The 12,449-nt window shown below is 73.4% G+C and carries 13 protein-coding genes and 1 riboswitch; of the genes, 6 read left to right on the top strand and 7 right to left on the bottom strand.

Translation table 11 applies throughout. From position 1 onward, the window contains the following. Positions 1-193 precede the first annotated feature (193 nt). Positions 194-1,108, bottom strand: a complete 915-nt coding sequence (gene metF / locus ACFY0X_RS05120; protein ID WP_387748908.1) for a methylenetetrahydrofolate reductase [NAD(P)H] — start codon at positions 1,106-1,108, stop codon at positions 194-196. 195 nt (positions 1,109-1,303) lie between these two features. Here metF and ACFY0X_RS05115 point away from each other — a divergent pair, with 195 nt between their 5' ends. Then, entirely contained in the window at positions 1,304-2,419 is a 1,116-nt protein-coding gene (locus ACFY0X_RS05115) for a polyprenyl synthetase family protein (RefSeq protein ID WP_387748906.1), read from the top strand. Between the two features lie 43 nt (positions 2,420-2,462). Here the strand turns inward: ACFY0X_RS05115 and thiE are convergent, their stop codons facing one another. From thiE to ACFY0X_RS05100, 3 genes are read right to left on the bottom strand one after another with little or no spacing between them, the layout of a single operon-like run. Then, positions 2,463-3,113, bottom strand: coding sequence for a thiamine phosphate synthase (thiE, locus tag ACFY0X_RS05110; protein ID WP_387748903.1), 651 nt, complete (start codon positions 3,111-3,113; stop codon positions 2,463-2,465). Further along, positions 3,110-3,475: an Rv2175c family DNA-binding protein gene (locus ACFY0X_RS05105; protein ID WP_387748901.1), complete on the bottom strand. Its 366-nt coding sequence runs from the start codon at positions 3,473-3,475 to the stop codon at positions 3,110-3,112. The genes thiE and ACFY0X_RS05105 overlap by 4 nt, the downstream gene beginning before the upstream one ends. 42 nt (positions 3,476-3,517) lie before the next feature. After that, a complete protein-coding gene (locus ACFY0X_RS05100) occupies positions 3,518-4,723 on the bottom strand; it encodes an NAD(P)/FAD-dependent oxidoreductase (RefSeq protein ID WP_387748899.1) in 1,206 nt (401 codons plus the stop codon). 137 nt (positions 4,724-4,860) lie between these two features. Beyond that, positions 4,861-4,973, top strand: a riboswitch (TPP riboswitch). On the opposite strand from ACFY0X_RS05100, the gene thiO reads away from it, so the two are divergent. The 4 genes from thiO (at position 4,968) to pknB (ending at position 9,084) form a co-directional block, all read left to right on the top strand. Then, positions 4,968-6,152, top strand: a complete 1,185-nt coding sequence (gene thiO, locus ACFY0X_RS05095; protein ID WP_387748897.1) for a glycine oxidase ThiO — start codon at positions 4,968-4,970, stop codon at positions 6,150-6,152. It overlaps the preceding riboswitch by 6 nt. Beyond that, on the top strand, positions 6,149-6,388 hold the full coding sequence (thiS, locus tag ACFY0X_RS05090) for a sulfur carrier protein ThiS (protein ID WP_387748895.1): 240 nt from the start codon (positions 6,149-6,151) through the stop codon (positions 6,386-6,388). Before thiO ends, thiS begins: the two co-directional genes overlap by 4 nt. 3 nt (positions 6,389-6,391) lie before the next feature. Next, the gene (locus ACFY0X_RS05085; protein ID WP_387748893.1) at positions 6,392-7,210 is read left to right on the top strand and encodes a thiazole synthase; all 819 of its coding nucleotides are present in this window, start codon (positions 6,392-6,394) and stop codon (positions 7,208-7,210) included. Between the two features lie 95 nt (positions 7,211-7,305). After that, positions 7,306-9,084, top strand: coding sequence for a Stk1 family PASTA domain-containing Ser/Thr kinase (pknB, locus tag ACFY0X_RS05080; RefSeq protein ID WP_387749292.1), 1,779 nt, complete (start codon positions 7,306-7,308; stop codon positions 9,082-9,084). A 22-nt stretch (positions 9,085-9,106) separates the two neighbouring features. Here the strand turns inward: pknB and ACFY0X_RS05075 are convergent, their stop codons facing one another. After that, on the bottom strand, positions 9,107-9,736 hold the full coding sequence (locus tag ACFY0X_RS05075) for a molybdopterin-dependent oxidoreductase (RefSeq protein ID WP_387748891.1): 630 nt from the start codon (positions 9,734-9,736) through the stop codon (positions 9,107-9,109). A gap of 277 nt (positions 9,737-10,013) precedes the next feature. Between ACFY0X_RS05075 and bfr the strand changes: the two genes are divergently transcribed. Continuing rightward, positions 10,014-10,493: a bacterioferritin gene (gene bfr / locus ACFY0X_RS05070; RefSeq protein WP_063347260.1), complete on the top strand. Its 480-nt coding sequence runs from the start codon at positions 10,014-10,016 to the stop codon at positions 10,491-10,493. A 48-nt stretch (positions 10,494-10,541) separates the two neighbouring features. On the opposite strand, the gene ACFY0X_RS05065 is transcribed toward bfr, so the two are convergent. Both ACFY0X_RS05065 and ACFY0X_RS05060 read right to left on the bottom strand, forming a co-directional pair. Further along, positions 10,542-10,832: a bacterioferritin-associated ferredoxin gene (locus ACFY0X_RS05065; protein WP_387748889.1), complete on the bottom strand. Its 291-nt coding sequence runs from the start codon at positions 10,830-10,832 to the stop codon at positions 10,542-10,544. Positions 10,833-10,992: 160 nt separating this feature from the next. Beyond that, a complete protein-coding gene (locus ACFY0X_RS05060) occupies positions 10,993-12,342 on the bottom strand; it encodes a class II 3-deoxy-7-phosphoheptulonate synthase (RefSeq protein WP_387748887.1) in 1,350 nt (449 codons plus the stop codon). Between the last annotated feature and the right edge of the window lie 107 nt (positions 12,343-12,449).

Here is a 12,449-nt window from a genome sequence, read left to right as displayed (position 1 = left end):
ACCTCCAGTCGCGTACCCGCGCGTGTGCGCCGCGCGTGTGCGGCGACTGTACCGGTTCAACGGCCCGGGTACCGCATCGCGTTCCCACCGCCGCCGGACACCGGCCGCACACGACCGAGCCCGCCACCGTCGGTACGGTGACGGGCTCGTGAACGCCTGTCGAAGAACGTCCGGAGACGGCCCGGAAGCGGGCCTACCGCTGGTGCAGCCCCAGGTTCTGGTAGATCTCCAGCGTCGCCGTCGAGTGGTTCAGCGTGATGAAGTGCAGACCGGGCGCGCCCTCGGCAAGGAGGCGCTCGGCCATCGCCGTGGCGTGCTCCATGCCGACGGCCCGCAGCGCCGCCGGGTCGTCGATGGCCGCCCGCAGGCGGGCCTCCAGGTCGGCGGGGAAGGGCGAACCGCTGAGCTGCGGGAACCGCTCCAGCTGCTTGGCGTTGGTGACCGGCATGATCTCCGGGATGATCGGCGTCTCGCAGCCGGCGGCCGTCACCCGGTCGCGCAGCCGCAGGTAGTCGTCCACCTCGAAGAACATCTGGGTGATCGCGTAGTCGGCCCCGGAGCGGATCTTCGCCACGAAGTGCCGGATGTCCTCGTCCCAGTCGGTCGAGCGCGGGTGCATGTTCGGCGAGGCGGCGACGCCGACGCAGAAGTCGCCGATGCCCTTGATCAGCTCCACCAGCTCGTACGCGTAGGTGACGCCCTCGGGGTGCTTGACCCACTCGCCCATCGGGTCGCCGGGCGGGTCGCCGCGGACCGCGAGGACGTTCCGCACGCCCTGGTCGGCGTACTGGCCGATGATGTTGCGCAGCTCGGCGACCGAGTGGTCCACCGCGGTGAGGTGGGCGACCGGGGTCAGGGTGGTCTCGGTGGCGATCCGGCCGACCATGTTGACGGTGCGCTCGCGCGAGGAACCGCCGGCGCCGTACGTCATGCAGACGAAGTTGGGGTCGAGCGGTTCGAGCCGCCGAATGGCGTCCCAGAGCCTCTGCTCGCCGACCTCGGTGCGCGGCGGCATGAACTCGAAGGAGAAGGAGCGCTTACCGGCCGCCAGGAGTTCGCGCACCGTCAGTGCGCGATCCGTTCTCGTGGAAGCGATTCCGAGTGCCATGCTGGCAGGCTATCGGGCCTTCGAAGGGGCCGGACAGCTGGATTCCATCTATTGAGACAACTGATGGACGATGTTCCGTTTCCGTTCGGAACGGCTCACGGCACCGCTCCCGCGCCCCCGGCGGGCCGCTCGCACACCCGTTCCCAGCCGCACCGCTACGCTTGCTGCACCCCAGACAACCAGCGGAGCCCCATCGTGACCTCGTCCAGCACCCGGCCGGCCAACCCCATCGACGTGGAGGACGTCCGCACCCGCGTCAACGCGGCGCTCGCCGCGTTCATGGACGGCCAGTCCGTGCTGCTCGCCGAGATCTCGCCCCAGCTGGTCCCCGCCGCCGACGCGCTGCGCGACTTCCTGCTGGACGGCGGCAAGCGGCTGCGTCCGGCCTTCTGCTACTGGGGCTGGCGCGCCGCCGGCGGCCCGGCCGGGGGCGCCACCGGCGAGGCGGTCGCCAACGCGGCCGCCGCCCTGGAGCTGCTCCAGGCGAGCGCCCTGGTGCACGACGACCTGATGGACCGCAGCGACACCCGCCGCGGCCTGCCCTCGGTCCACCGCCGCTTCGAGGCGCTGCACCGCGACAACGGCTGGCGCGGCGACCGCGAGCAGTACGGCACCTCGGCCGCGGTACTGCTCGGCGACCTGCTGCTGATCTGGTGCGACGAGCTGTTCCTGCGCTCCGGCCTGGAGCCCGCCGCCGTCCTCGCCGCCAAGCCGGCGTTCGACCTGATGCGCACCGAGGTCATGCTCGGCCAGTACCTGGACGTGCTGGAGCCGGTGGCCGGCGACTCGACGGACGAGGGCGCGCTGGACCGGGCCCGGACCGTACTGCACTACAAGTCCGCGAAGTACACCATCGAGCGGCCGCTCCAGGTCGGGGCGCTGCTGGCCGGCGCGGGGCCGGAGCTGGTCGAGGCGCTCGGGGCGTTCGGCCTGCCGCTCGGCGAGGCCTTCCAGCTGCGCGACGACCTGCTCGGCGTCTTCGGGGACCCGGCCGTCACCGGCAAGCCCGCCGGGGACGACCTGCGCGAGGGCAAGCGCACCCTGCTGGTCGCGCACGCGATGCGGGGCCTGCCGGCCGCCGACGCCCGGCACCTGGACGAGCGGCTCGGCGCGCCGGACCTGGCCGCCCCGGAGGTCGCCGAGCTGCGCGAGCTGGTCGCCCGCAGCGGCGCGCCGGAGCTGGTGGAGCGCCGGATCGAGGCGCTGATGCGCCAGTCGCTGGCCGCGCTGGAGGCCGCGCCGCTCGCCGACGAGCGGGCCCGTACGGTACTGCTGGCACTGGCCGAGGCCGCCACCGTCCGCAAGTACTGACGGACGGCGACGGCCTCGGGCGGGGTCCTGCGGACCGGGTCGGTCAGAGCGCCGCGCGCACCCGGCGGGACAGCTCGGCGGCGGCCGCCCGCGGGTCCGCCGCGGCGGTGACGGCCCGCACCACGACGATCCGGCGGGCACCGGCCGCCAGCACCTCGTCCAGGTTGCCGAGGTCGATCCCGCCGATCGCGAACCACGGCCGGTCGGTGGCCTGCTTCGCCGCGTACGAGACCAGGCCGAGGCCCGGCGCCGGGCGGCCCGGCTTGGTCGGGGTCGGCCAGACCGGGCCGGTGCAGAAGTAGTCCACGCCGGGCTCGGCGAGCGCCGCGTCCACCTCGGACTCGGCGTGGCAGGAACGGCCGATCAGCACGTCCTCGCCGAGGATCGCCCGGGCCGCGGGCACCGGCAGGTCGTCCTGGCCGAGGTGCAGCACGTCCGGCCGGGCCGCGTGGGCGACGTCGGCGCGGTCGTTGACGGCCAGCAGCTTGCCGTGCCGGCGGCAGGCGTCGGCGAAGACCTCCAGGGCCTCCAGCTCCTGCTTGGCCTCCAGGCCCTTGTCGCGCAGCTGGACGATGTCCACCCCGCCCGCCAGCGCCGCGTCCAGGAACTCGGCGAGGTCGCCCTGCTCGCGGCGGGCGTCGGTGCACAGGTACAGCCGGGCGTCGGCGAGCCGGGCGCGCGGGTCGGTGGTCACAGCGCCATGGCCTGGGCGCGGCGCTTGACCTCGGTCGCCCGGTTCTCCCACAGCGCCTGCACCGGGGTCCCGGGCAACGACTCGTCCTCGGTGAACATCCACGCGATGATCTCGTCGTCGGAGAACCCGCTGTCCCGCAGCACGGTCAGCAGCCCGACCAGGTGCTTGACCGGGCCGTCCTCGTCGATGAAGGCGGCCGGGACCTGCAGGGACTTGTTGGGGCCGCGGCGGACCGCGATCAGGTCACCCTTCTTGACCATGTTGCGGACCTCGGTGACCAGCACACCCCACTTCTCGGAGATGTCGGGCAGGTACAGCCACTCGGGGACCAGGGCTTCAGTCTTGGCATCGATCTCGCTCACGGCACCAGACTGCCACCTCGGACGCCTCCCGCGCACACGGCCCTACGCCGTGGCCGCCTTCAGCGGCACCGCCGGGTCCGCCGCGCGGACCGGATCCAGCGCGGTGCCGCGCTCGATCAGCCGGCGCCCCTGGGTGAGGTCGCGCGGCCGGTCCACGGTCAGCAGCGCGCTGGGCACGCCGTCGCGCAGCCAGAGCACCGACCAGTCGGCGTCCCGCGGGCCGCCGCGCCGGACCAGCTGGTCGCCCTCGGCGTGCCGGCCGGCGTACTGGACCATCCGCCCGAACTGCTCGGACCAGAAGTACGGCACCGGGTCGTAGGCCGGCCCGTCCGCGCCCAGCACGGCGGCGGCCACCGCCTCGCCGGACTGCAGGGCGTGGTCCCAGTGCTGGACGGCCAGCCGGGCCCCCGCCCGGGCCGAGGGGTAGCTGACGCAGTCGCCCGCCGCGAAGACGCCGGGCACCGAGGTGCGCAGCCGCCCGTCCACCACGACGGCGCCGGTCGGGTCCAGCTCGACCCCGGAGCCGGCCAGCCAGCCGGTCGCCGGGCGCGCCCCGATGCCGACCACCACCTCGTCGGCGGGCAGGTGCGAGCCGTCCGCCAGCAGCACCGCGCCGGGCTCGACGGCGGCCACGCCGACCCCGCAGCGCAGGTCGACCCCGGCCTCGGCGTACCAGGCGGCCATCGCCGAACCGATCTCCGTCGGCAGCGCGCCGGGCAGCGGCGCCGGACCGGCCTCGACCACCGTCACCGCACAGCCCGCCGCGCGGGCCGCGGTGGCCACCTCGGCGCCGATCCAGCCCGCGCCGACCAGCACCAGCCGCAGCCCGGGGCGCAGCAGCGCGCGCAGCGCCAGGGCGTCGTCCAGGGTGTGCAGCAGGTGCGCCCGCTCGGCACCGGGCAGGGCGCGCGGGACGGCGCCGGTGGCGATCACCAGCGAGCCGTACGGGAGGTCGCCGCCGTCAGTGTGCAGCACGCCGGGGGTCAGGCCGGTGGCGCGGCGGCCGGTGAGCAGCTCGATGCCGAGCTGCCCGTAGTCGATGTCCAGGGCGGTGGAGTCGGTCTTGCCGAGCAGCACGTCCTTGGAGAGCGGCGGCCGGTCGTAGGGCGCGTGCGGCTCCTCGCCGACCAGTGCGATCCGCCCCCGCCAACCGCCCTGCCGCAGCTTGAGGGCGCACTGCGCCCCGGCCAGCCCGGCTCCGACGACGACCACCCGATCCGTTCCGCTCAGCTCTGCCACGCCCGTCACTGTACTCAGCCGCCGGCCGGCGGCCGCGGGCCGTCCCGCATCCCCCGCCGTCCCGCCCCGCTGTCCCACCCCGCCGTCACACCCCCGTCCACGCCTCGTACGCGCCTTCGGCCGGGACGACCCCCGGCGTTAAGGTGGGGACACCACACGGGAGCCCGGCGTACCGGGCTGAGAGGCGGGCTGACACGGCCCGCGACCGTCCGAACCTGATCCGGGTCATACCGGCGAAGGGAGAAGAGCAGCCTTGTCACGCTTGCCATCGGGCGCCCACGCCGAGGTGCTGGTGATCGGCGGGGGGATCATCGGCCTCGCCGTCGCCTGGCGCGCCGCCCAGCGCGGTCTACGGAACGTGATCGTGGTCGACCCCTCCCCCGGCGGCGGCGCGGCCCAGGTCGCGGCCGGGATGCTCGCCCCGGTCACCGAGCTGCAGTACGGCGAGGAGCCGCTGCTGCGCCTCGGGATGGCCTCGAACGAGCGGTACGCGGCCTTCGCCGCCGAGCTCACCGAGGCGAGCGGCGGCCAGGACACCGGTTACCGCCGGTGCGGCACGCTCGCCGTCGCGCTGGACTCCGACGACCGCGAGGAACTGCGCGAACTGCACGCCTTCCACCAGCGGCTCGGCCTGGACTCGGCCTGGCTGACCGGCCGGGAGGCCCGCAGGCTGGAGCCGATGCTCGCCCCCGGCGTGCGCGGCGGCCTGCACGTGGCCGAGGACCACCAGGTGGACGGCCGCCGGCTGCTCCGGGCCCTGGTCCTCGCCTGCGAGCGCGCCGGTGTCCTGGTCCACCGGGCCGAGGCGGTCGAGCTGCTGGTCGGCGACGGCCGGGCGGCCGGCGCCCGCCTGAGCACCCACGAGACCGTGACCGCGGACCGGACCGTGCTCGCCGCCGGCCCGCACAGCCACCGGCTGCCCGGCCTGCCCGAGGGGGTGCTGCCCGCGATCCGCCCGGTGAAGGGGCAGGTGCTGCGGCTGCACGTCCCGGACGCCTACCGCCCGTTCCTGTCCCGCAACGTCCGCGCCGTCGTCCGCGGCCGGCACCTCTACCTGGTGCCCCGGGAGAACGGCGAGCTGGTGGTCGGCGCGACCACCGAGGAGCAGGGCTACGACACCACCGTCACCGCCGGCGGGGTGTACGAACTCCTCCGCGACGCCCACGAGTTGGTCCCGGGCATCACCGAACTCCCGCTGCTGGAGACCTCGGCCGGGCTGCGCCCCGGCTCGCCGGACAACGCCCCGCTGCTGGGCCCGACCTCGCTGCCCGGGCTGGTCGCCGCCACCGGCCACTACCGCAACGGCGTGCTGCTCACCCCGGTAACCGCCGACCTGCTCGCCGAGTACCTGACCACCGGCGAAGTCCCCGAGCTCGCACGGCCGTTCACCCCCCTGCGCTTCTCCCCCGACCGCTCCACGACGAAGGCCTCCGCATGACCGAGACCACCCACGACGAGACCGCCCGGCACGAGATCGCCCTGACCGTCAACGGCGAGCCCCGCCGGGTGCCCGCCACGACCACCCTCGCCGAGGTGGTGTCCGCCGTCAGCGCCGCCAACACCGGTGTCGCCGCCGCGCTCAACGAGGCCGTGGTGCCCCGCGGTTCGTGGCCGGGGACGGCGCTGAACACCGGCGACCGGATCGAGATCCTCACCGCCGTGCAGGGAGGCTGAACCATGGCCGACGCCCTTCTCCCCACCGATGGGGACAGCCTCACCATCGCCGGGACGACCTTCTCCTCCCGGCTGATCATGGGCACCGGCGGCGCCCCCAGCCAGGAGGTCCTGGAGCGCGCGCTGCTCGCCTCCGGCACCGAGCTGACCACCGTGGCGATGCGCCGGGTCGACGCCTCCACCCAGGGCTCCGTCCTGGACGTGCTGACCCGCAACGGCATCCGGGTGCTGCCCAACACGGCCGGCTGCTTCACCGCCGGCGAGGCCGTGCTGACCGCCCGGCTGGCCCGCGAGGCGCTCGGCACCGACTGGGTCAAGCTGGAGGTGATCGCCGACGAGCGCACCCTGCTGCCCGACCCGATCGAGCTGCTGGACGCCGCCGAGACCCTGGTCGACGACGGCTTCACCGTCCTGCCGTACACCAACGACGACCCGGTGCTGGCCCGCAGGCTGGAGGACGTCGGCTGCGCGGCCGTCATGCCGCTGGGCTCGCCGATCGGTTCGGGCCTGGGCATCCGCAACCCGCACAACTTCCAGCTGATCGTGGAGAACGCGGGCGTCCCGGTGATCCTGGACGCGGGCGCCGGCACCGCCTCCGACGTGGCGCTGGCGATGGAGCTGGGCTGCGCCGCGGTGATGCTCGCCTCCGCGGTGACCCGGGCTCAGGACCCGGTGCTGATGGCCGGGGCGATGCGGCACGCCGCCGAGGCCGGCCGGCTCGCCCACCGGGCCGGCCGGATCCCGCGGCGCTTCCACGCCGAGGCCTCCTCCGCGATGGCCGGCCTAGCCGACCTGGACACCCGCGAGCACCCCGCGTTCTGACGCGCCCGCGTGTCACAACCCGGGCACAGCCGGGCCCGGCGGCGGCGTCCTCCGGGCCCGGCCGCCGGGGCCGCCACTAGACTCCTCGGGTGGACATGGCACTGCACGACCCCCTGATCGGCACCCTGCTCGACAACCGGTACCGGGTCGAGCAGCGCGTCGCGACCGGCGGGATGTCCACCGTCTACCGGGGCACCGACACCCGGCTGGACCGGGTCGTCGCGCTCAAGGTGATGCACCCCTCGCTGGCCGGCGACGAGGGCTTCACCGCCCGCTTCATCCGCGAGGCCAAGGCGGTCGCCAAGCTCACCCACCCCAACGTGGTCAACGTCTTCGACCAGGGCGCGGACGGCGGCCACGTCTTCCTCGCCATGGAGTACGTGCCCGGCCGCACCCTGCGCGACCTGCTGCGCGACCGCGGCGCGCTGTCCGTCCGGGCCGCGCTGGACGTGCTGGAGCCGGTGCTGGCCGCGCTCGGCGCCGCCCACCGGGCCGGGCTGGTCCACCGCGACGTCAAGCCCGAGAACGTGCTGATCACCGAGGGCGGCCTGGTCAAGGTCGCCGACTTCGGCCTGGTCCGGGTGCTCGGCACCGCCGACGGCGCGCCCACCTCGACCACCACCGCCACCGGCGGCACGGTCATGGGCACCGTCTCCTACCTGGCCCCCGAGCAGATCCTCCCGGACGCCGCCACCGACCAGCGGGTGGACGTCTACGCGGCCGGCATCCTGCTGTACGAGATGCTCACCGGCCGCCGCCCGCACACCGGCGACAACCCCGTCCAGGTCATGTACAAGCACCTGCACGAGGACGTCCCGGCCCCCTCCCTGGTCGCCCCCGCCGTCGGCCCCGAACTGGACGCGATAGTCGCCGGCGCCTGCGCGCGGTCGGCCGCCGCCCGCCCGTACGACGCGGTCGAGCTGCTCGCCGCCCTCCAGCGGGTCCGCCGCACCCTCGCCCCGGCCGAGCTGGACGCCGAGCCGCCGGCCTCCACCCGGCCCAGCCCGCGCTACCCCACCAGCGAGCCGACCTCGGTGATCCAGCCGCTGCCGCGGCCCGCCGACGCCCCGCCCACCGAGCGCACCAGCGTGCTGGACATGCCGCCGGAGCTGATGGACGAGCTGCTCGCCGAGCCCCGCCCGTACGACGAGCCGACCCCGGTGCAGCAGCGCCGGCCGGGCCGGCTGCGCCGTCTCCCGCGCCGGACACTGATCTGGACGGCCGCGCTGGCCGCCCTCGTGCTGGCGATCGGCGGCGCCACCTACGGCATCTCCCAGGGGCTGTACGGCTCGGTGCCGGGCGTGCTCGGCAAGGACCGGGCCGAGGCGCAGCGGGTCCTGGACAAGTCGGGCCTGCACGGGAGGTTCGTCGAGGTGTTCAGCGAGTCCGTCCCGTCCGGGCAGGTGATCTCCACCGACCCCGGGGTGGGCGCGCGCACCCGCAAGAGCGACAGCGTCACGGTCACCGTCTCCAAGGGCCCCAAGCGGATCGCGGTGCCGGAGCTCGTCGGCAAGAGCTCCGCCGACGCCGCCGCGGCCCTGACCGGCGCCCAGCTGACCAGGGGCGGGGTGACCGAGACCTACGACGACACCGTGCCCGAGGGTTCGGTGATCAGCAGCTCGCCGGCGGCCGGGCAGCTGCTGCAGGAGAACTCCGCGGTCGCGCTGGTGGTCAGCAAGGGCATGGTGCCGGTCCCGAACGTCACCGGGATGAGCAGGGACGAGGCGCAGAAGGCGCTCCAGGCGGCGGGCTTCACCATGCAGACCAGCGGCTGGGACGTGTTCGGCGCGGTCACCTCGTCCGGCCAGAGCCCGGCGGCGGGCGAGCGGCGCCCGCAGCGCAGCACGGTGACGGTCAAGTTCTCGCTGTTCTAGGACTCCCGGGGCCGGTGCGGGGTCAGCGCAGCGGCCCGTCGCCGGGCTCCTCCTGGTAGGAGTACCGCTGCTCGCGCCAGGGGTCGGCGAGGTTGTGGTAGCCGCGCTCCTCCCAGAAACCGCGCCGGTCGGCCCGCATGTACTCCACCGCGCGGACCCACTTGGGGCCCTTCCAGGCGTAGAGCCGCGGCACCACCAGCCGGACCGGGAAGCCGTGCTCGGCGGTGAGCGCCTCGCCGTTGCGGTGGGTGGCGAGCAGGGTGCGCGGGTCGGCGAAGTCGGCCAACCGCAGGTTGGCGCTGTAGCCGTACTCGGCCCAGACCATGACGTGGGTGACGCCGGGCGCGGGGGGCACCAGGTCGAGCACGGCGGCGGCCGACACGCCCGTCCACTCGTTGCCGAGGACCGAGAACTTGGTCACGCAGTGCAGGTCCCCGACGACGGTGGTGCGCGGCAGGGCGTTGAAGGCCTCGAAGTCCCAGCTGTGCTTCTCCGCCGAGGCGGTGGCACCGAACACCTGGAGGTCCCAGGTCAGCGGCTTGAAGCGGGGCACCGGCCCGTAGTGCAGGGCGGGCCAGCCGCGCTGCGCGCGCTGGCCCGGGGGGAGCCTCGGGTCAGGCGGCGGAAGCGGTTCGTGTTTCGACTGACCCATGGATCCATGGTGACAGACGGCGGACATGCCTCGGCGCGCGCCCCTTTCCACGGCTTCGCGCCCCCGCCCGTACGGACCAGTGGTCGATCGCCCGCCGGCGCCCTTCGGAATGAATCGGATATTCCGGCACATGTCCTAGTGAGTGTGAACTTACTGGAATTTCCTCCCGAAGCGGTGCCAGGATGCCCAGCACAGGACCCAGCGCAGGACCCAGCACAGGATCACGCAGGACACACGCAGGACTCACGGCAGCAGCACGAGCGCAGGAGGCACCACCATGCAGGGCGATCCCGAGGTCATCGAGTTCCTCAACGAGCAGCTCACCGCCGAGCTGACCGCGATCAACCAGTACTTCCTGCACGCCAAGATGCAGGAGAACTTCGGCTGGACGAAGCTCGCCAAGTACACCCGGCACGAGTCCTTCGACGAGATGAAGCACGCCGAGACGCTCACCGACCGGATCCTGTTCCTGGACGGGCTGCCCAACTACCAGCGGCTGTTCCACGTCCGGATCGGCCAGACGGTCAAGGAGATGTTCGAGGCGGACCGCCAGATCGAGGTCGAGGCGATCGACCGGCTCAAGCGCGGGATCGTGGTGATGCGGGCCAAGAACGACGTCACCTCGGCGAACATCTTCGAGGACATCCTGGCCGACGAGGAGCACCACATCGACTACCTCGACACCCAGCTGGAGCTGCTGGAGAAGCTCGGCGAGGCGCTCTACCTCGCCCAGGTCATCGAGCAGCCGGAGTCCTGAGGCCGTACGCCCGGGCCGCCCAGGGGCCGCTCAGGCCGCCCGGACCGCTCAGGCGGCTCGCAGCGGGACCACCGGGGCGGCCCCCCGGGCCTCCCCGGCCGGCTCCGCCGGGACCTCCGGGGCCTCCGGATCCGCGAGCCCGAGCTTCGCGGCCAGCCGGGCGGTCGGGCAGGGGCGGGCGCCGTGCTCGCCGAGCAGCGCCTGTATGCGGCGCACGCAGGAGCCGCAGTCGGTGCCGGCCCGGCAGCCCTTCGCGATCTGGCGCGGGGTGTTGGCACCGCCGTCGATCGCCTTCTTCACCTGGTCCTCGGTGACCGCATGGCACATGCACACGTACATCGCGGTGTCTCCCGGGGGTGAAGCGGAGTGGATCTTGACCAAGGTCTACCTTAGTTCGCTGAGGCTTACCTTACCCGGCGGAACGGGTACGAAAAAGCCCCTCCGGGCTCGGGAAACCCGAATCCGGAGGGGCCTTCGTCACATCGGACGGGCACCGGGCCTACTGGCCGCGGTACATCTCCGCCACCAGGAACGCCAGGTCCAGCGACTGGCTGCGGTTGAGCCGCGGGTCGCAGGCCGTCTCGTAGCGCTGGTGCAGGTCGTCCACCATGACCTCGTCGCCGCCGCCGACGCACTCGGTCACGTCGTCGCCGGTCAGCTCCACGTGGATGCCGCCCGGGTGGGTGCCGAGCGCGCGGTGCACCTCGAAGAAGCCCTTGACCTCGTCCAGGACGTCGTCGAAGCGGCGGGTCTTGTGCCCGCTGGAGGCCTCGAAGGTGTTGCCGTGCATCGGGTCGCAGATCCACACCGGCTTGGCGCCGGAGGCGGTGACCTTCTCCACCAGGCCGGGCAGGTGGTCGCGGATCTTGCCCGCGCCCATCCGGGTGATGAAGGTCAGGCGGCCGGGCTCGCGCTCCGGGTCCAGCTTCTCGATCAGGGCGAGCGCGTCGTCCACCGAGGTGGTCGGGCCGAGCTTGACGCCGATCGGGTTGCGGATCTTCGAGGCGAACTCGATGTGCGCGTGGTCCAGCTGGCGGGTGCGCTCGCCGATCCACACCATGTGGCCGGAGACGTCGTACAGCTCGCCGGTGCGCGAGTCCACGCGGGTCAGCGCGGTCTCGTAGTCGAGGATCAGCGCCTCGTGCGAGGAGAAGAACTCGACCGCCTTGAACTCCTCCGGCACCACGCCGCAGGCGCTCATGAACGCCAGGGCGTTGTCGATCTCCCGGGCGAGCTGCTCGTAGCGCTGGCCGGCCGGCGAGTTGCGGACGAAGTCCTGGTTCCAGGCGTGCACCTGGCGCAGGTCCGCGTAACCACCGGTGGTGAACGCGCGCACCAGGTTGAGCGTCGCGGCGGACGCGTTGTACATCCGCTTCAGGCGCTCCGGGTCCGGGATGCGGGACTCGGGGGTGAACTCGAAGCCGTTCACCGAGTCGCCGCGGTAGACCGGCAGCGTCACGCCGTCGCGGGTCTCGGTCGACTTGGAGCGCGGCTTGGAGTACTGGCCGGCGATGCGGCCGACCTTCACCACCGGAACGGAGGCCGCGTACGTCAGCACGGCGGCCATCTGGAGCAGCGTCTTCAGCTTGTTGCGGATGTGCTCCGCCGAGACGCCGTCGAAGGCCTCGGCACAGTCACCGCCCTGAAGGAGGAAGGCCTCCCCGCGCGCCACGGCTCCGAGCCGGGCGCGCAGCTGGTCGCACTCGCCGGCGAAGACGAGCGGCGGATAGGAGGCGAGCTCGGCAAGGGTCTTGCGCAGAGCCTCTTGGTCCGGCCATTCAGGCTGCTGCGCCGCGGGCAGGGACTCCCAGGAATGGGCAGCCCTCGATGTCTCAGTCGTAGCGGTCACACCGCCAAGGCTACGGGGTGACTGGAGTGACTCGTGACTATTGCCCGAGTGATGAGACACATCTCGGACAAAGACGTGATCGCCCTCACCCGTCCCGACGCATCCGC

This window comes from Kitasatospora sp. NPDC001547 (assembly GCF_042894165.1).
Lineage (GTDB): Bacteria > Actinomycetota > Actinomycetes > Streptomycetales > Streptomycetaceae > Kitasatospora.
This window is presented reverse-complemented; position numbering and strand designations above follow the sequence as displayed.